This is a genomic window from Hamadaea sp. NPDC050747, from assembly GCF_040654195.1.
Classification (GTDB): Bacteria; Actinomycetota; Actinomycetes; order Mycobacteriales; family Micromonosporaceae; genus Hamadaea.
In genome coordinates this window covers 145,211-162,314 of record NZ_JBFAHM010000016.1, presented here as the reverse complement: position 1 = coordinate 162,314, position 17,104 = coordinate 145,211, and the positions used below count along the sequence as shown (strand labels likewise).

At 69.8% G+C, this 17,104-nt stretch carries 16 protein-coding genes; 9 read left to right on the top strand and 7 right to left on the bottom strand.

The window, feature by feature from the left end; genetic code table 11:
- Positions 1–56: 56 nt before the first annotated feature.
- Together AB0H43_RS33355 and AB0H43_RS33350 are read right to left on the bottom strand one after the other, a co-directional pair.
- On the bottom strand, positions 57–365 hold the full coding sequence (locus AB0H43_RS33355) for an STAS domain-containing protein (protein ID WP_360005996.1): 309 nt from the start codon (positions 363–365) through the stop codon (positions 57–59).
- A 51-nt stretch (positions 366–416) separates the two neighbouring features.
- Positions 417–1,982, bottom strand: a complete 1,566-nt coding sequence (locus AB0H43_RS33350; protein WP_360005994.1) for a SpoIIE family protein phosphatase — start codon at positions 1,980–1,982, stop codon at positions 417–419.
- A 136-nt stretch (positions 1,983–2,118) separates the two neighbouring features.
- Between AB0H43_RS33350 and AB0H43_RS33345 the strand changes: the two genes are divergently transcribed.
- The 3 genes from AB0H43_RS33345 to AB0H43_RS33335 are packed head-to-tail and all read left to right on the top strand — an operon-like array spanning position 2,119 to position 7,536.
- Entirely contained in the window at positions 2,119–6,504 is a 4,386-nt protein-coding gene (locus AB0H43_RS33345) for a HAMP domain-containing protein (RefSeq protein WP_360005992.1), read from the top strand.
- A complete protein-coding gene (locus AB0H43_RS33340) occupies positions 6,501–7,046 on the top strand; it encodes a response regulator (RefSeq protein WP_360005990.1) in 546 nt (181 codons plus the stop codon). The genes AB0H43_RS33345 and AB0H43_RS33340 overlap by 4 nt, the downstream gene beginning before the upstream one ends.
- Before the next feature lie 40 nt (positions 7,047–7,086).
- Positions 7,087–7,536: a low affinity iron permease family protein gene (locus AB0H43_RS33335; RefSeq protein WP_360005988.1), complete on the top strand. Its 450-nt coding sequence runs from the start codon at positions 7,087–7,089 to the stop codon at positions 7,534–7,536.
- Positions 7,537–7,554: 18 nt separating this feature from the next.
- Here the strand turns inward: AB0H43_RS33335 and AB0H43_RS33330 are convergent, their stop codons facing one another.
- Together AB0H43_RS33330 and AB0H43_RS33325 are read right to left on the bottom strand one after the other, a co-directional pair.
- Complete coding sequence (locus AB0H43_RS33330; RefSeq protein ID WP_360005986.1) at positions 7,555–8,187, bottom strand: FMN reductase; 633 nt, start codon at positions 8,185–8,187, stop codon at positions 7,555–7,557.
- Positions 8,184–9,314: an LLM class flavin-dependent oxidoreductase gene (locus AB0H43_RS33325; protein WP_360006046.1), complete on the bottom strand. Its 1,131-nt coding sequence runs from the start codon at positions 9,312–9,314 to the stop codon at positions 8,184–8,186. The genes AB0H43_RS33330 and AB0H43_RS33325 overlap by 4 nt, the downstream gene beginning before the upstream one ends.
- A 206-nt stretch (positions 9,315–9,520) precedes the next feature.
- Here AB0H43_RS33325 and AB0H43_RS33320 point away from each other — a divergent pair, with 206 nt between their 5' ends.
- Positions 9,521–10,351, top strand: coding sequence for an alpha/beta hydrolase (locus AB0H43_RS33320; protein ID WP_360005985.1), 831 nt, complete (start codon positions 9,521–9,523; stop codon positions 10,349–10,351).
- Positions 10,344–10,910, top strand: coding sequence for a WHG domain-containing protein (locus AB0H43_RS33315; RefSeq protein WP_360005983.1), 567 nt, complete (start codon positions 10,344–10,346; stop codon positions 10,908–10,910). Before AB0H43_RS33320 ends, AB0H43_RS33315 begins: the two co-directional genes overlap by 8 nt.
- Positions 10,911–10,919: 9 nt before the next feature.
- Here AB0H43_RS33315 and AB0H43_RS33310 read toward each other — a convergent pair whose 3' ends face one another.
- The gene (locus AB0H43_RS33310; RefSeq protein ID WP_360005981.1) at positions 10,920–11,480 is read right to left on the bottom strand and encodes a CGNR zinc finger domain-containing protein; all 561 of its coding nucleotides are present in this window, start codon (positions 11,478–11,480) and stop codon (positions 10,920–10,922) included.
- Positions 11,481–11,542: 62 nt separating this feature from the next.
- On the opposite strand from AB0H43_RS33310, the gene AB0H43_RS33305 reads away from it, so the two are divergent.
- Genes AB0H43_RS33305 through AB0H43_RS33295 form a run of 3 tightly spaced genes read left to right on the top strand, consistent with a single transcriptional unit; the run spans position 11,543 to position 13,828 of the window.
- Complete coding sequence (locus tag AB0H43_RS33305) at positions 11,543–12,280, top strand: metallophosphoesterase (RefSeq protein WP_360005979.1); 738 nt, start codon at positions 11,543–11,545, stop codon at positions 12,278–12,280.
- A complete protein-coding gene (locus AB0H43_RS33300) occupies positions 12,280–12,855 on the top strand; it encodes a LysE family translocator (RefSeq protein ID WP_360005977.1) in 576 nt (191 codons plus the stop codon). Before AB0H43_RS33305 ends, AB0H43_RS33300 begins: the two co-directional genes overlap by 1 nt.
- A 52-nt stretch (positions 12,856–12,907) precedes the next feature.
- Entirely contained in the window at positions 12,908–13,828 is a 921-nt protein-coding gene (locus AB0H43_RS33295; RefSeq protein WP_360005975.1) for a phosphatase PAP2 family protein, read from the top strand.
- A gap of 75 nt (positions 13,829–13,903) precedes the next feature.
- Here the strand turns inward: AB0H43_RS33295 and AB0H43_RS33290 are convergent, their stop codons facing one another.
- Entirely contained in the window at positions 13,904–15,343 is a 1,440-nt protein-coding gene (locus AB0H43_RS33290; protein WP_360005973.1) for an MFS transporter, read from the bottom strand.
- 126 nt (positions 15,344–15,469) lie between these two features.
- On the opposite strand from AB0H43_RS33290, the gene AB0H43_RS33285 reads away from it, so the two are divergent.
- Positions 15,470–16,009, top strand: coding sequence for a helix-turn-helix domain-containing protein (locus AB0H43_RS33285; RefSeq protein ID WP_360005971.1), 540 nt, complete (start codon positions 15,470–15,472; stop codon positions 16,007–16,009).
- Here AB0H43_RS33285 and AB0H43_RS33280 read toward each other — a convergent pair.
- Positions 15,995–17,080 (bottom strand): ATP-dependent DNA ligase, encoded by a 1,086-nt coding sequence (locus tag AB0H43_RS33280; RefSeq protein ID WP_360005969.1) that lies wholly within the window; start codon positions 17,078–17,080, stop codon positions 15,995–15,997. The two genes, AB0H43_RS33285 and AB0H43_RS33280, sit on opposite strands and share 15 nt — an antisense overlap.
- Positions 17,081–17,104: the final 24 nt, after the last annotated feature.

Here is a 17,104-nt window from a genome sequence, read left to right as displayed (position 1 = left end):
CATGATCGCGCAAAAAGGCGGCACCGGCGCGGAAAGGGCTCCGGCGCGGACAGGGGTTACCAGGTGGTGAGGTGCTCGTACAGGCCAAGCGTTCGCAGGATCCGTTCGACCAGCGCGTTGGGGTTCGTCAGCCGATAAGCCACCCCGGCGGCGTCCGCCCGTTCCCGCCCGCGTAACAGCGCGCGTATCCCGAAGGAGTCGAGGAAGTCCAACGGGCCGAGGTCGACTTCGAGCCGGCTGCAGCCGTTGTGTTCGATCGCCTCGCTCAGCCAGGTCTCGACTTCGCTGGAGTTCGACATGTCGATCTCCCCGGACAGGGTGACGACACAGTCGTCGCCCACCACGCGCGCGGTGTGCGTCGCCAACCACGCACCTCCCGATCAAGGCCACCCGATTCCCACTGACACTTGAGTGTGTCAGCCGTCGTTGCGGATCGCTACGACCGTGATGTCGTCGCGTACGGGTTCGGCGGAGAAATTGAGCGCCATCGTCGCCAGCCCGTCGGCGATGACGTCGGCTGGATTGCCGGCGAGCTGCGCGGCGGCGTCCAGCATACGGTGCAGGCCGAAGAATTCGCGGCCGTTGCGGCGTTCGGTGACGCCGTCGGTGAAGAAGACCAGCGCGTCGCCCGGGTGCAGGGTGAGCCGTTCCGGTGGGCAGTGGACGCGGGCCACCACGCCGAGCGCGGTTCCCCATTTTCCGGCCGGCGTGACCGCGCCGTCCGCGCGTACCAGGATGGGCTGGTCGTGCCCGGCGAGGTAGACCGTGACCGCGCGATCGCCGTGGGCGTCCCCGGCGGGGGCGATCTCCGCCAGCGCGAGGGTGCAGTGGCGGTCCGAGCGGGCGTGCATGGTGGTGTTGAGCCCGGCGAGCGCCTCGCTGACGGGCTTGCCGTCGGCGATCAGCGCCCGCAGCACCTCACGGACGATGCCGGTCGCGCTGGCCGCCTGGATGCCCTTGCCTGCCACGTCGCAGACGAGCGCGAGGCAGCCGCCGCCGGGCAGCGGGATGACGTCGTACATGTCGCCGCCGACCTCGGCGTAGTGCCCGGTGGGCAGGTAGCGGGCGCCGATGTCCACGCCGGGCAGGTCGGGAAGGTCGCCGGGCAGCAGGGCTTCCTGGAGGATCCGGGCGACCTGGCTGCGTTCGTCGTGCACGTGCGCGTTGTCCAGCGCGGTGGCCGCGCGCCGGGCGACCTCTTCGGCGATGGTGACGGTCTCGGCGTCGGGCGTGGTGGCGTGCCCGACGGTCAGCGCGCCGAGCAGGCGGCCGTGGGCGAGCAGCGGCACGACCAGGCAGGCCGGCGGGTCGGACAGCGCCGTCGTGGTGCCGCTCTCGACCGCCTCCATCAGCTCGTCCGAGGTCAGCCGCTTGCCGAGGTCGTGGTGGGGCGACAGCATGTTCGAGGCGGCCGCCTCCTCGATGTGCGCGACCGAGGCGACCTGCGGACGCCCGCCGGAGATGGTCAGCAACGCGCACCAGTCACCCAGCCGGGGGACGATCAGCCGGGGGATCAGCGCCTCGGTGAGCGCGGTGTCGATCGAGTGGGCGAGCAGGTCGCCGACCTCGACCAGGTAGGTGAGCCACTCGCGGCGGCGCAGGTCGTTCTCCCGCAGGCGCTCGTGCTCCAGCACCATGCCCAGCCGCTGCGCGGCCAGGCGGCACAGGGTCCGCGTCTCCGCCGGCTCGTTGTGCGCGATCAGGATGTCGCCGGTCCAGGGCGGAGTCAGTTCCAGTGGTACGCGGAGAGCAGCGCCCGGCTCTCCGGGCGGCCGCCCGGCCGCCGCTAACGTGACGGCGCCACGCCCGTCCGCCCGGTCGACCTCCACGCTCACCCCGGAGGTGGCGAGCCGGGGCAGCAGGAGCCGGAGGAGCTGCTGCGCGAAGTGGCGGGCGCTGCGGCCCGACCCCTCCGGGCGCTGAACCGCCAGCAGATCTTCGACCGATCGCAGCGCGTCCGACTGCGTTTCCACACCTGGCACGGTTGTAGTGTCGCGTGAATGAGCAGCGTCGGCCAGCCAAGGACTTGGCTCGGCGCCGACAAATGCACGAGGATTGACATTGGGGGCATCGGTTGCGATGCATCCGCCGGGTTGGACACCGGGGAGGGACGAAGCCATGACCGTGCAGGAAGAGGCGTCGGTCGTCGCAGGATTCGACGACGAGGCCGCCTGGGCGCAGTTCGCCGCCGCCCTTCGTGAGCTGCAGCAGGGCGGTTTCGAGGCCCGGCTGCCCCGGCTGCCCGGCAAGGCGGGTGAGGCGGCCGACGCCTTCAACGACGTCGCCGGTCTGCTCGTTCGGCAGAATAGGGAGCTTCTTCGCATCTCGCGTGTTGTCGGACGTGAAGGACGAGTCACCGAGCGCCTCGACGAGGAGACCTTCGAGGGCGACTGGGCCGAGGGCATCACGGCGATCAACAACCTGATCGACGACCTCGGTCGGCCGACCGCCGAGATCGCGCGCGTGATCGTGGCCGTCGCCGAGGGCGACCTCTCGCAGAACATGGCCCTTGACATCGACGGGCGTCCGCTGCGAGGCGAGTTCGCGACCATCGGCCGCACGGTGAACAAGATGGTGAGCCAGCTGTCCAGCTTCGCCGCCGAGGTCACCCGGGTCGCCCGGGAGGTCGGGACCGAGGGCAAGCTGGGCGGCCAGGCCGACGTCCGGGGGGTCTCGGGCACCTGGCGCGACCTGACCGACAACGTGAACCTCATGGCGTCCAACCTGACCAACCAGGTGCGGTCGATCTCCTCCGTGACCACGGCGATCGCCCAGGGCGACCTCTCGCAGAAGATCACGATCGCGGCCGGCGGCGAGGTCGCCGACCTGGCCGACACGATCAACTCGCTGATCATCACGCTGCGGGTCTTCGCCGAGCAGGTGACCCGGGTGGCCCGGGAGGTCGGCACCGAGGGCATTCTCGGCGGTCAGGCCGAGGTGCCCAACGTCGCGGGGACGTGGAAGGACCTTACCGACGCCGTGAACAACATGGCGTCCAACCTGACCGCGCAGGTGCGCAACATCTCCCAGGTCTCGACGGCGGTGGCGCAGGGCGACCTGTCGCAGAAGATCACGGTGGTGGCCCAGGGCGAGATCCTGGAGCTGAAGAACACCGTGAACACGATGGTGGATCAATTGTCGAGTTTCGCCGACGAGGTGACCCGCGTTGCTCGTGAGGTGGGTTCGGAGGGCAAGCTCGGTGGCCAAGCCCAGGTACGCGGCGTGTCTGGGACGTGGCGGGACCTGACGGAGAACGTGAACGAGCTGGCGGGGAACCTGACCGCGCAGGTGCGGAACATCGCGCAGGTGACGACGGCGGTGGCGCAGGGCGACCTGTCGCAGAAGATCACGGTCGATGCGCGCGGCGAGATCCTGGAGCTGAAGAACACCGTGAACACGATGGTGGATCAGCTGTCGAGTTTCGCCGACGAGGTGACCCGGGTGGCCCGTGAGGTGGGTTCGGAGGGCAAGCTCGGCGGTCAGGCGCAGGTACGGGGGGTTTCCGGGACGTGGCGGGACCTGACGGAGAACGTGAACCAGCTCGCCGGGAACCTGACCGCCCAGGTGCGGAACATCGCGCAGGTGACGACCGCGGTGGCGCAGGGCGACCTGTCGCAGAAGATCACAGTGGACGCCCGAGGTGAGATCCTCGAGCTCAAGAGCACGGTGAACACGATGGTGGATCAGCTGTCGAGCTTCGCCGACGAGGTCACCCGCGTTGCCCGTGAGGTGGGTTCGGAGGGCAAGCTCGGCGGCCAAGCCCAGGTACGCGGAGTCGCCGGCACCTGGCGCGACCTGACCGACAACGTGAACTTCATGGCGTCCAACCTGACCGCTCAGGTCCGCAACATCGCGCAGGTGACGACCGCCGTCGCCAAGGGTGACCTGTCGCAGAAGATCACCGTCGTCGCCCAGGGCGAGATCCTGGAGCTCAAGGACACGGTGAACACGATGGTGGATCAGCTGTCGAGTTTCGCCGACGAGGTGACCCGGGTGGCCCGTGAGGTGGGTTCGGAGGGCAAGCTCGGCGGTCAGGCGCAGGTACGCGGCGTGTCCGGGACGTGGCGGGACCTGACGGAGAACGTGAACCAGCTTGCGGGGAACCTCACCGCGCAGGTGCGGAACATCGCGCAGGTGACCACCGCAGTCGCGAACGGCGACCTGAAGCAGAAGATCACGGTGGACGCCCGAGGCGAGATCCTCGAACTCAAGAGCACCGTGAACACGATGGTGGATCAGCTGTCGAGCTTCGCCGACGAGGTGACGCGAGTCGCCCGGGAGGTCGGCACCGAGGGCAAGCTCGGCGGCCAGGCCCAGGTGCTCGGCGTCTCCGGGACGTGGAAGGACCTGACGGAGAACGTCAACCAGCTCGCCTCGACGCTGACCACGCAGCTGCGCGCGATCGCCCAGGTGTCCACGGCGGTGACGACGGGCGACCTGACCCAGCGGATCGCCGTCCAGGCGCAGGGCGAGGTCGCCGAGCTGAAGGACAACATCAACCAGATGATCATCACGCTCGGCGAGACCACCAAGGAGAACGCCGAGCAGGGCTGGCTCGACTCCAACCTCGCCCGCACCAGCGGGCTGCTCCAGGGGCAGCGGGACCTGACCGAGGTCTGCCGGATGCTGATGCGTGAGGTCACGCCGCTCGTCGAAGCCCAGCTGGGGGCGTTCTTCCTCTTCGAGCCGGACGGCGCTCCGCCGCTGCGCCGGGCGTCGGCGTACGGGTTGGGGCCGAACAGTGAGGACCTCACGTTCGACCTCGGCGAGGGCCTCATCGGGCAGTCCGCCGCCGATCTGCGGACGATCCGGGTCACGAGCGCGTCGGGTGCGGACGGTCAGGCGATCGCCTCCGGCACCGCCTCCATCCCCGTACGCGATCTCGTCATCGTCCCGGTGCTGTTCGAGGGCTCGCTGCTCGGAGTGATCGAGTTCGGCAGCGCGACCTCGTTCTCCGCGTTGCATCTGGAGTTCCTGGAGCGGCTGGTCGCCACCATCGGCGTCGCCCTCAACACGATCCGGGCCAACCGGCGTACGGAGGAGCTGCTGGACCAGTCGCAGCGGCTGGCGCACGAGCTGCGCGAGCAGTCGGCCGAACTGCAGCGGACCAACGCCGAGCTGGAGGAGAAGGCGGCTCAGCTATCCGAGCAGAACCGCAACATCGAGATCAAGAACCGGGAGATCGAGCTCGCCCGGCTCGGCCTGGAGGAGAAAGCCCAGCAGCTGGCGGCCGCCTCGCAGTACAAGTCGGAGTTCCTGGCGAACATGAGCCACGAGCTGCGTACGCCGCTGAACTCGTTGTTGCTGCTGGCCCGGTTGCTGGCGGACAACTCCGAGGACAACCTGACCGACAAGCAGATCGAGTTCGCCCGCACCATCCACAACGCCGGGTCGGACCTGATGGCGTTGATCGACGACATCCTCGACCTGTCCAAGATCGAGGCCGGCCGGATGGACGTCGACTTCGGCGAGGTCGCGTTCTCCGAGGTCTGCGCCTACGTCGAGCAGGCGTTCCGGCCGCAGACCGAGGAGAAGGCGCTTCAGCTCGAGGTCGAGGTCGCCCCGGAGCTGCCGCCGAGCATGGTGACCGACGCCCAGCGGCTGCAGCAGATCCTGCGCAATCTCATGTCGAACGCGGTCAAGTTCACCGACAGCGGCATCGTCCGGCTGGAGATCGGGCTGGCCGACGACACCGAGTACGAGGAGCCGACGCTGGCCGCCGCGCCCTCGGTGGTCGCCTTCCGGGTCACCGACACCGGCATCGGCATCGCGTCGGACAAGGTCGCCGTCATCTTCGACGAGTTCAAACAGGCCGACGGCACGACGAGCCGGCGCTACGGGGGCACCGGCCTGGGGCTGTCGATCAGCCGGGAACTGGCCCGGTTGCTCGGCGGGGTGATCACCGTGTCGTCCACGCCGGGCGAGGGATCGGTGTTCACGTTGCTGCTGCCCGGCTCGTTCGTCACGGACCGGGTGGAGCGGGTGGCGGTGGCCCCGTCCCGGCCGGTGATCACGATGCCGTCGCGGCCGGTGATCACGCCGTTGCCCGAGCCGCTGCCGTCCAGCCGGTTCCTCCTGAAGCGACCGTCCGGTGGCGAGCGCGGCACGGTCCGGCTCGACGGCACGACGGTGCTCATCGTGGACGACGACGTGCGTAACGTGTTCGCCCTGACCAGTGCCCTGGAGCTGCACGGCATGCGGGTCCTGTACGCCGACAACGGCTCCGACGGCGTACGCCTGCTGGCCGGGCACCCCGAGATCGACATCGTCCTGATGGACGCGATGATGCCGGGGCAGGACGGCTACGAGACGACCCGGATCATCCGGCGTAACCCGAGACTCGCCGATCTGCCCGTGGTCTTCCTGACCGCCAAGGCGATGCCGGGGGACCGGGAGGCGGCCGTGGCGGCGGGCGCGAGCGATTACATCACCAAGCCGGTCGACCTCGATGAGCTGCTCGAGCTCATGGGCACCTGGGTCGGCCCGCGGAAGGAGAGCGAATGAGCCGGACGACTGCGCGGCCGCCGGGCGATCAGCCGGCGAAGGTGCTGCTCGTCGACGACCGCAACGACAACCTGATCGCCTTGCAGGCCATCCTGCAGGGCATGCCGCTGATCACCGTCGCGGTGGACAGCGGCGAGGCGGCGCTCAAGCAGCTGCTCCTGGACGACTTCGCCTTGATTCTGCTGGACGCGCACATGCCGGGCATGGACGGGTTCGAGACCGCGACGCATGTGAAGAGTCGTGATCGGACTCGCCAGATCCCGATCATCTTCCTCACCGCCGCCGACCGTGACGCCCGGCTGGCCCTGCGGGGGTACGCGGCCGGCGCGGTCGACTACCTGACGAAGCCGTTCGATCCGTGGATCCTTCGGGCGAAGGTGTCGGTGTTCGTCGAGATGTGGGCGAAGAACGTGCAGCTGCAGCAGCAGGCCGAGCGGATGGACCAGCTGGAGGCGGCGGCTCGCAAGGCGTTGTCGGCGTTGCGGGACGGCGACTCGGAGAGCGCGGCGGAGGCGCTGGAGGCGATCGATCCGTTGGCGTAGCCGGGTTTGCCCGGCTCGGCGATCGGGGTAGAGCACGGTCATGTCCGTCGAGAGCCGGAAGTCCGATCAGCACGACGATCAGCATGATCACGAACCGACCATGCCGAGCGATGTCACGTCCTATGTGAGCCCGTTCGACCGGTTCGCGACCGCTGCCGAGAAGTTCGTGTCCCGAGCCTGGTTCTTCGCCATCTGTGTGCTGCTCGTGGTCATCTGGGCGCCTTCGTACTTCCTCTTCCAGAACGTCGACACCTGGCAGCTGGTGATCAACACGGCGACCACGATCATCACCTTCCTTCTGGTCGCGCTGCTCCAGAACACGCAGTCCCGGGAGAACAACGCGGTCCAGCACAAGCTGAACGCCATCGCCGACGGCCTCGCCGACCTGATGACCCACATGGCCTCGGACGACCCGACCGTGCGGCCGTTGAAGAAGGACGTGATCGAGCTGCGCGACGCGGTCGGCCTGGAGCAGAAGGAGAGTTCCTGAGCGCGGTGGCCGTCGCGGTCACTCCGGCGGGTTGCCCAGCAGCTCCTCGAAGGTCGTGGTGAGGGCGAACGGATCGGCCGCCTTCGTCGGCTCGTGCCGTTCGATCAGCTCGGCGAGTTCGGCCGCCGCCCGGCGGATGCGGTCGGCGAGCGCGCCGCTCGCCTGGGCGTCGCCGGGCGCACCCGCCCAGTCCTCCGGGGCGGCGTACACCGACGTGGGGACGGATTGCGCCCGCAGGTAGCTGAACATCGGGCGGACCGCGTGCTCCAGGGCCAGCGAGTGCCGGGCCGAGCCGCCGGTGGCGGCGAGCAGCACCGGCCGCCCGATGAGCGCGGAGTCGTCGAGCACGTCGAAGAACGACTTGAACAGCCCGCTGTATGAGGCGTTGAAGATCGGCGTCACAACGATCAGGCCGTCGGCGTTGCTCACCGTGTCGATCGCCTGACGCAGTCCGGCGGCGGGGAATCCGGTCAGCAGGTTGTTCATGACGTCGTGGGCGTGGTCGCGGACCTCCACGAAGGTCGTCTCCACAGTGACGCCCAGTCGTTCCAGCTCGCCGCGCGTGGCGGCGGCGAGCCGGTCGGCCAGCAGCCGGGTCGACGAGGGCTGGCTCAGCCCCGCCGACACGACCGCGAGGGTGCGCTGCTTCACAGGGCGTCCTTTCCCGCCGGTACCGCCTCAGCGTCTTCCACAATGGATTCCTTGGCGGCCGCCGCGGCCAGCAGGGAGGCGTGCGTCGGGGCGTCCGGCACCCCGGGCTTGCGGATCGCGGCGAACTCCTTGCGCAGCACCGGGACGACCTCCTCGCCGAGGATGTCGAGCTGCTCCAGGACGGTCTTCAGCGGCAGGCCGGCGTGGTCCATCAGGAACAGCTGGCGCTGGTAGTCGCCGACGTACTCACGGAAGCTCAGCGTCCGGTCGATGACCTGCTGCGGGCTGCCGACGGTCAGCGGCGTCTCGGCGGTGAACTCCTCCAGCGACGGGCCGTGCCCGTAGACGGGCGCGTTGTCGAAGTAGGGCCGGAACTCCTTGACCGCGTCCTGCGAGTTCTTCCGCATGAAGACCTGCCCGCCGAGGCCGACGATGGCCTGGTCGGCCGAGCCGTGGCCGTAGTGCTCGAAGCGCTGCCGATAGAGGCCGACCATCCGCTGCGTGTGCTCCTTCGGCCAGAAGATGTGGTTGGCGAAGAACCCGTCCCCGTAGTACGCGGCCTGCTCGGCGATCTCGGGGCTGCGGATCGAGCCGTGCCACACGAACGGCGGCACCCCGTCCAGCGGAGCCGGCGTCGCGGTGAACGACTGCAACGGCGTACGGAACTTGCCCTTCCAGTCGACGACCTCCTCCCGCCACAGCCGGTGCAGCAGGGAGTAGTTCTCGACGGCGAGCGCGATGCCGTTGCGGATGTCCTGGCCGAACCACGGGTAGACCGGGCCGGTGTTGCCGCGGCCGAGCATCAGGTCGACGCGGCCGTCCGCGAGATGCTGGAGCATCGCGTAGTCCTCGGCGATCTTCACCGGGTCGTTGGTGGTGATCAGCGTCGTCGCGGTCGAGAGCAGCAGCCGGGAGGTCCTGGCCGCGATCCAGCCGAGCATCGTGGTCGGCGACGACGGGACGAACGGCGGGTTGTGGTGCTCCCCGGTGGCGAAGACGTCGAGCCCGACCTCCTCGGCCTTGAGCGCGATGGTCGTCATCGCCTTGATGCGCTCGTGTTCGGTCGGCGTCCTCCCGGTGGTCGGATCCGGCGTCACATCACCGACGGTGAAGATCCCGAACTGCATCCCCATGGCCTTCTCCTCAGTCGTAGCGGTCACGCTGAAGCCAACAGTAATTGACGGTTCAACTATTCCATCCCATGGGGGTAGGCGGGACTTCCGTCATGGTCTCCAACCTACGGCACGGTGGGACTTGCGCTCCGCGGTTAAAGGCATTAACCTTTTAGCTATAGGGGCTAACGAGCCCCGGAAGTTCCCAAGGGGAGGGTCTGATGACCGAGTTTCTGGCGGTAGATGGCGGCACGATCGCGTACGACGTGGTGGGTGAGGGGCCGTTGGTGGTCCTCGGCCACGGGCTGGGCGACAACCGCGAGGCTTTCCGGTTCCTCGTCCCGATTCTGGTCGACGCCGGTTACCGGGTGGTCAACGCCGACCTGCGTGGCCACGGCGAGTCGAGCACCGGCTGGGCCTCCTACACGCGGACCGACTCCGCTCAGGATTTCCTCGCGCTGCTGCGCCACCTCGGTGAGCCGGCGATCTTCATCGGGCACTCGTTCGCCGGTGGGGTGGCCAACATCATCGCCGCCGACGCGCCGGAGCTCGTCCGGGCGATCGTCGAGATCGACCCCGGGACGCGCAAGCCGGTGATGAAGTTCGGCGACGTCAACGGGCGCTTCGTCAAGGGCATCTCGCTGATCCTGCTCTCGATGATGTTCAAGAGCACCGGGCTGTGGAAGTCGTACCAGCGGCACGCGTACCCGGGCACGAGCGGGCCTGCCTTCGAGGCGCAGCTGGCGAAGCTGGAGAGCAACCTGCGCGAGCCCGGTCGCATGACGGCCGCGGCCAAGATGGCCTTCGCGTCCGGTGCCGACGCCGGGGCGAAGCTGCCGCACGTCCAGTGTCCGGCGCTGGTCGTCATGGGAACTCTGGACCCCGACTTCCCGAGCCCGGCGGCCGAGGCCCAGGGCATCGTCGCCGAGATGCCGGCCGGACTGGGCTCGGTGGCGCTGATCGAGGGCGCCGGCCACTACCCGCACACCCAGATGCCTCAGCAGGTCGCCGACGTGATCCTGGCCTTCCTCGGCAAGTACGCCGATGCCTAGGGTGGGCCTCACGCCCGGCGCGATCGTGGACCTGGCGCTGGGCGTGCTCGACGACGACGGGCTGACCGGGCTCACCCTGACCGCGGTCGCGAAACGGGCCGGCGTCGCGGTCCCCGCCCTCTACAAGCACATTCGGAACCTGGACGAGCTGGTCGGGCTGCTCCGCGTACGCATCATCGGCGACCTGACCGAGCGGCTGGCCGCCGACTGCGTCGGCCGGTCGGGGCCGGACGCGTTGCGCGCGCTGGCCGGCACCTTCCGGGCGTACGCGATCGCCAATCCGCATCGGTACGCCCTGACGGTGCAGGCCGCCCCGCCGAATACCCGGGAGTCCGAAGCGGCCGTCCGGATGCTGGCGGTGTTCCTCGCCGTCCTGCGTGGTTTCGAGCTGGAGGGTTCGGCCGCCATCCACGCCGCCCGGGCGCTGCGGGCGGCCTGCCACGGATTCGCCTCGATCCAGGTCGCGGGCGGTTTCGGGCTGGCCGAGAACGTGGATGAGAGCTATGAGCTGCTGGTCCGCATGGTCATCGAGGGCCTGCCGCTGGCCCGGGGACACTGAGTCGCAGACTCAGGCCGCGTGCGTACGCGAGTAGTGGCGGGCGGCCCGTGCCCGGTTGCTGCACGAGGGCTTGCAGAACTCCTGCCGCCCGTGGCCCTTCACGAAGTAGCGCACACAGCGAGGCGCGGTGCACGCCCGCAGATCGGCCGCGGCCGGGCTGGTCAGGAACTCGATGGTGGCGCGGGCGAGCGTGGCGAGCACGGCGTCGTCCGGCGACACCCCGGCGACGGTGTGCATTGTGGACGAAGGCGGCCACGCGAGGACCGGCGTCACCGGGGCCAGCGCCGCAGAGCGGTTGATCACCGCCACGGCGTCGTCCAGCGGCATCAGGCGATTCGCGTCCGCCCGGCTCGGCGGCCCCGGCTCGACCGCACGGGCGAACAGCGCCCGGGTCGCGGCGCGTACTTCGACGACCCGGACGAGCAGCGCATCCGAGGCCGCGACATCGACGCAACCGACGTCGGCGAGGAAGAGGCGCAGTCCGTCGACCGAGGTCAGGGTGTCGAGGACGCCACCGTCGCCGTCGTGCCGGATCGTGCTCGCGAGGTCGAGCGCCAGCGAGTTGACCATGCGTCGTAGCCTACGCTAGCGTGCCTAACGGCAAAAGGAAGTTTTACCGTTAGGGAGATCTCATGCTGCTGCTCGCTCAGATCAGCGACCTCCACCTCGACGGCACCGAGCGGGCCACCGCACGGGCCGCGAAGACCGTGGCATACCTGCGGAATCTGCCGCAGCCGGTGGACGCCCTGCTCGTCACCGGCGACATTGCCGACACCGCGGCCCCGGCCGAGTACGCCGAAGCCGCCGAGCTGCTCGCGGACTTCCCGGCGCCGGTTCTCTGGTGCCCGGGCAATCACGACGCGCGACCGGCGTACCGGGAGTTCCTGCTCGGCGAGCCGCCGTCGGCCGGGCCGATCAACGAAGTGCACAAGATCAAGGACGCCGTCGTGCTCATGTGCGACTCCAGCGTGCCGGGCAGCGACGACGGCCTTCTCGACGACGAGACGACCGCGTGGATCGAGACCACGCTCGCCCAGCACGGCGACGCTCCGGCCTTCCTCGCCTTCCACCACCCGCCCGCCACGATGCACCACCCGTTGCCGGACGCATACCGGCTCCAGCGAGCGAGCGAGCTGGCCGAGCTGCTCTCGGCGTACCCCTCCGTCGTAGCCCTGATCACCGGGCACGCGCACACCGCCGCGGCCGCGACGTTCGCGGGCCGGCCGGTGCTCGTCGGCCCGGCGGTGACGTGGACGCTGCGGCTGCCCTGGGAGGGCGACGCGCTCGCGGACCTCGACGCGCCCCCGGGGCTGGCCTATCACGTGCTGAGCGACGACGGGCTGACCACGCACTACCGCGTCGTCGTCTGATGGTCGCGGGGTTCCTGCTCGCGATCCTGCCGCTGATCGCGACGCCCGGTGCGAGTCTCGCGCTGCTGATGGCGCGAGGTCCGCGCCGGGCCGGGCCGGTCGTCGCGGGCACGGTCACCGGCATCTACACGCACGCGCTGCTCGCGGTGCTGGGCCTGTCCGCGGTGGTCCTGCAGTCGAGCCAAGCCTTCCTTCTGGTACGCGTGGCGGGGGCGGTCTATCTCGTCGGTCTCGGGCTGTGGACCTGGCGGGCGCCGCGACCGCCGGCCGAGCCGTCGTCACCGGAGCGCCCGGCGTTCCGGCAGGCGCTTCTGGGCAACGTGCTCAACCCGAAGGCGGCCTCGATCTATCTGACCCTGGTGCCGCAGTTCGTCGACCCGCGGCACGCGCTCGCCCCGCAGATCCTGGTGCTCGCGACCGCGCACGCGCTGTTGATCACCGCCTGGCTCGGCGGCTGGACGGCGATTCTGGCCCGGGCCGGCCGAGCGATCCGATCCGGTCGCTGGGCGTCGGCCATCCGACGAAGCGCCGCCGCCGTGCTGGTCTACCTGGGCGTACGCACCCTGGCCGCGTGAGGGCGGTCACGCGTGCCCCCACGGGCTTGATCCACGGGTGCATGATCTGTTCATGTCCCGGCTCATGGAACGCCCCAGCGTCGTTCACCGGGCCGCCCCCGCCGACCCCCGGCCCCACCCGATCCGGGAACTGATCCTGGTGACGGTGCTGTTCCTGGCGTACAAGGCGGGGCGGCTGATCGCGAGCGGCCACGTCGACGAGGCGTACGCCAACGCGGGGCGAATCTGGAACGCCGAACGCTGGCTGCGACTGCCGTCCGAAGTGTCCATCCAAGCCGCGATGCTGCACAGTCCGGCCTTCGTCCAGGCGGTGAACACCTACTACGCCTGGGTGCACTTCCCGGCGACGGCCGCGTTCCTGCTCTGGACCTACCTGCGGCGACCGGCGTACTACCTGTGGATCCGGCGGGTGCTGACCGGGCTGACCGCGGCGGCCCTCGCCGTCCACGTCCTGTTCCCGCTCGCGCCGCCGAGACTCGTGGGCGCCTTCGGCATGATCGACACGGCCGCGCGCTACGGGCCGTCGGTCTACTCCGAGCCCGACACCGACACCCTGGCCAACCAGTACGCCGCGATGCCCTCCCTGCACATCGGCTGGGCCGTGGTCATCGCCCTGGGCCTGATCGTGATGACCCGGTCGCGGTGGCGGTGGCTGTGGCTCGCCCACCCGGTCATCACCACGTTCGTCGTGGTGGGCACCGCCAACCACTACTGGCTGGACGGGATCGTCGTCTGCGCCTTCCTGGCGCTGATGCTGCTCATCATCCGCCGCCCGGGCACCGCACCGGCGTCTCCGCCCGCCGCGCCCTTGGTCGCCGCTGCGATCGCCGCACCGGCGGCGCCAACGCCTTCGGCGCCCGCGCCTTTGGCGCCCGCTCCGCCCGCGCCTTTGGCGCCCGCCCCGGGCGCGCCCTTGGCGCTGGATCAGGGTTCCGGGTCGAATCTTGACCCAAGATTCGACCGAGAACCCTGATCCAGCGCTTACGCGGGCGGCGGCAGCGCGAGCGGCGGCGCCAACGCAGGGGCGGCAGCGCTCGCAGGAAAGCGGTCAGCGCTTGCGGAAGGTGGTGGCGACGAGCAGGGCCACCACCGCGAATCCGGTCGCGACGCCGAACGCCGTGGTCATGCCGTGCATCGTGGCGTCGACCGTCGCCGAGCCGCCCGAGGCGGCGTTCCGGTAGGCCGTGCCGAAGACCGTGACGAGCACGGCGATGCCGAGCGAGGCGCCGGTCTGCTGCATCGTCTGCATCGCGCCGCCGGCCGCCCCCGCGTCCTGCGGCGGCACGTTCGCCATGATCGTCGGCGTCAGCGGGACGAAGCCGAAGCCCATGCCCAGGCCCATGAGGAGCATCGGCCCGAACACCCCCGGGAAGTACGCCGTGTCCGGTGTGAGCCGGGTGAACCAGAGCAACGCCAGGATCATCAGCGGGATGCCGGTGAGCGCCATCCGCCGCATCCCGACCCGGGGCAGCAGCCGGGGGACCAACCGGGTCAGGACGAACATCGCTCCGGCCATCGGCAGGAACGCCAACCCCGTACGCAGGGCGTCGAATCCGCGTAGGTCCTGCAGGAATTGCGTCAGGAAGAAGAACGTCGACATGCCCGCGGCCGGGCCGAGCAGGAAGACCGCGTACGCCGAGGCGCGGTTCCGGTCGCGGAACAGGCGCAGCGGCAGCATCGGCTGACGGGTGCGCGCCTCGATGGCGAGGAATCCCGCCACCAGCAGTACGCCGCCGCCGAGCAGCGCTGCCGTCCAGCGATCGGACCAGCCTTCTTCAGCGGCCCGGGTGAATCCGCCGACCAGCGCGGCGACGCCGGCCGTCGCGGTCACCGCGCCCGGGATGTCGAGCCGGGCCGGGTGCCGCTCGGGTTCCCGGACGAACCGGGGCGCTAGCAGAACGGCGGCGAGACCGAACGGAACGTTGATGAAGAGCACCCAGCGCCAGGAGACGGCCTGGGTCAGGATGCCGCCGACGATCAGCCCGATCGCGAATCCGGCGCTCGCCATGCCGGAGAGCAGGGACAGCGCGCGCAGGCGGGCCCGGGTCTCGGTGAACGTGGTGGTGATGAGCGCGACAGTGCTGGGCCCGGCGAGTGCCGCGCCGACGCCCTGGGCCAGCCGGGCGACGATCAGCCAGGCCGCCGAGGTGGCGAACCCGCCGAGCAGGGAGGCGACGGTGAACAGCGCGACGCCGATGACGAAGATCCGGCGGCGGCCGTAGATGTCGCCGATCCGGCCGCCGAGCAGGAGCAGGCCGCCGAAGGTCAGCGAGTACGCGGTCATCACCCAGGACAGGCCGGCCGGGCTGAACCCGAGGTCGGCCTGGATGCGCGGCAGCGCGACGTTCATGACGGTCGCGTCCACGATCAGCATCAGCTGGCAGGTGAGCACGATCGCGAGGGCGAGGCCGGCCCGCTGCGGCGGGGCCTCGCGAGCCGGCGCGTCCGTCGGCGGCAGCGCACGGGTGGGCAGGGTCTGCTGTGACATGAGGGACTCCTCGGAGAACGCAATAAACGGAGACTATCTCCGGTTACGTCCGTGAGTTAGCATATGGAGGAGTCCTCCGGTTCGCAAGTCTATCCGGAGAATCTCTCCGGATAAAGGGAGTGAGCCTTGCGGGCCGATGCGCGGCGTAATCAGGAGCGGCTGATGGCGGCCGCCCGTGACGCGTTCACCGAGCACGGGGAGAAGGCTTCGCTGGACGACATCGTCAAGCGGGCCGGCGTCGGGCCGGGCACCCTCTACCGGCACTTCCCCAATCGCGAGGCGTTGCTCGGAGCGGTCTACCAGGAGGGCGTCGAAGGGCTGGCGGCCCAGGCCAACGAGTTCGCGGCGACGCTGCCCCCGATGGAGGCGCTCATCGCCTTCCTCCGGGTCCAGGTGGACTATGCCAAGAGCAAGCGCGGCCTGGGTGTGGCGGTCAAGGCGACGCTGGACAGCGAGGGCGAGGTCCTGACCTTCTGCCGCGACACGCTGCGCGGTGCGCTCGGCGACCTGCTCCGGGCGGCTCAGGAGACCGGCGAGGTCCGCGAGGACGTCGACCCGGCGCTGCTGCTGCGGCTGACCCACAGCGTCGCGATGGGCAGCGAGAACGCGCCCGACCTGGCCGAACCGATGTTGCGGGTGGTCGTGGACGGGCTACGTGCCCGGTAGCCCCAGCACGTCGGCGAGGTCGAACTTCACCGGCTCGTCGAGCTGGGCGTACGTGCAGGACCGGGGTTCGCGGTCGGGCCGCCAGCGCACGAACTGGGCCGTATGCCGGAAGCGCGGCCCTTCCATGTGGTCGTATCGCACCTCCACCACACGCTCGGGTCGCAGTGGGGTGAACGACAGGTCCTTGCCGGCGTTCCAGCGGCTGAACTCCGAGCCCCGGGGCGTACGCGCGCCTTCGGGCACGAGCTTGGCCCAGTTCCACGGATGCTCGTCGAAGGTGGTCACGAGCGGCTGCAGTTCCTCGAAGAGCGCGATGCGCCGGGCCATCGGGAAGGCGCCGATCACTCCGACGCTCGCCAGGTCGCCGTCGTCGTTGTAGAGCCCCAGGAGTAGCGAGCCGATGCGATCCGGGCCGCTGGCGTGCAGCCGGTAGCCGGCCACGACGCAGTCGGCGGTGCGCTCGTGCTTGATCTTGAACATCGTCCGCTTGTCCGGCTCGTACGCGCCGCTGAGCGGTTTGGCGATGAGCCCGTCGAGCCCGGCTCCCTCGAACTGGTGGAACCACTCCTCGGCCAGTACGCGGTCCGTCGTCGCCGGCGTCAGGTGGATCGGCGGCTGCGCGCCTGACAACGCCTGCTCCAGCAGGCCCCGCCGCTGTTCGAAGGGCAGCCGCGTGCAGTCCTGGTCGCCCAGCGCCAGCAGGTCGAAGGCGACGAACGACGCCGGGGTCTGCCCGGCGAGCAGCCTGACCCGGCTGGCCGCCGGATGCAGCCGGAGTTGCAGCGCCTCGAAGTCCAGGCGATCGCCGGAGACGAGGATGATCTCGCCGTCGACCACGCACCGCGGCGGCAGGCTTTCCCGGAACGCCTCGACCAGTTCTGGGAAGTAGCGCGTCATCGGCCGTTCGTTGCGGCTGCCGATCTCGACCTCGTCGCCGTCGCGGAACACGATCGACCGGAAACCGTCCCACTTCGGCTCGTAACTCATCGCCGCGGCCGAATCCAGGGCGTCAATGCCCTTCACGGGCTTGGCCAGCATCGGCGCGACCGGAGGCATCACCGGCAACTGCATACCCCGCATTCTGCCCCGAACGGC

Excerpts from the sequence above, each read along its gene's own strand:
- AB0H43_RS33345 (WP_360005992.1), top strand. The coding sequence starts at position 2,119 with ATGACCGTGCAGGAAGAGGCGTCGGTCGTCGCAGGATTCGACGACGAG.
- AB0H43_RS33340 (WP_360005990.1), top strand. The coding sequence starts at position 6,501 with ATGAGCCGGACGACTGCGCGGCCGCCGGGCGATCAGCCGGCGAAGGTG.
- AB0H43_RS33335 (WP_360005988.1), top strand. The coding sequence starts at position 7,087 with ATGTCCGTCGAGAGCCGGAAGTCCGATCAGCACGACGATCAGCATGAT.
- AB0H43_RS33325 (WP_360006046.1), bottom strand. The coding sequence starts at position 9,314 with ATGCAGTTCGGGATCTTCACCGTCGGTGATGTGACGCCGGATCCGACC.
- AB0H43_RS33320 (WP_360005985.1), top strand. The coding sequence starts at position 9,521 with ATGACCGAGTTTCTGGCGGTAGATGGCGGCACGATCGCGTACGACGTG.
- AB0H43_RS33315 (WP_360005983.1), top strand. The coding sequence starts at position 10,344 with ATGCCTAGGGTGGGCCTCACGCCCGGCGCGATCGTGGACCTGGCGCTG.
- AB0H43_RS33310 (WP_360005981.1), bottom strand. The coding sequence starts at position 11,480 with ATGGTCAACTCGCTGGCGCTCGACCTCGCGAGCACGATCCGGCACGAC.
- AB0H43_RS33305 (WP_360005979.1), top strand. The coding sequence starts at position 11,543 with ATGCTGCTGCTCGCTCAGATCAGCGACCTCCACCTCGACGGCACCGAG.
- AB0H43_RS33300 (WP_360005977.1), top strand. The coding sequence starts at position 12,280 with ATGGTCGCGGGGTTCCTGCTCGCGATCCTGCCGCTGATCGCGACGCCC.
- AB0H43_RS33295 (WP_360005975.1), top strand. The coding sequence starts at position 12,908 with ATGTCCCGGCTCATGGAACGCCCCAGCGTCGTTCACCGGGCCGCCCCC.
- AB0H43_RS33290 (WP_360005973.1), bottom strand. The coding sequence starts at position 15,343 with ATGTCACAGCAGACCCTGCCCACCCGTGCGCTGCCGCCGACGGACGCG.
- AB0H43_RS33280 (WP_360005969.1), bottom strand. The coding sequence starts at position 17,080 with ATGCAGTTGCCGGTGATGCCTCCGGTCGCGCCGATGCTGGCCAAGCCC.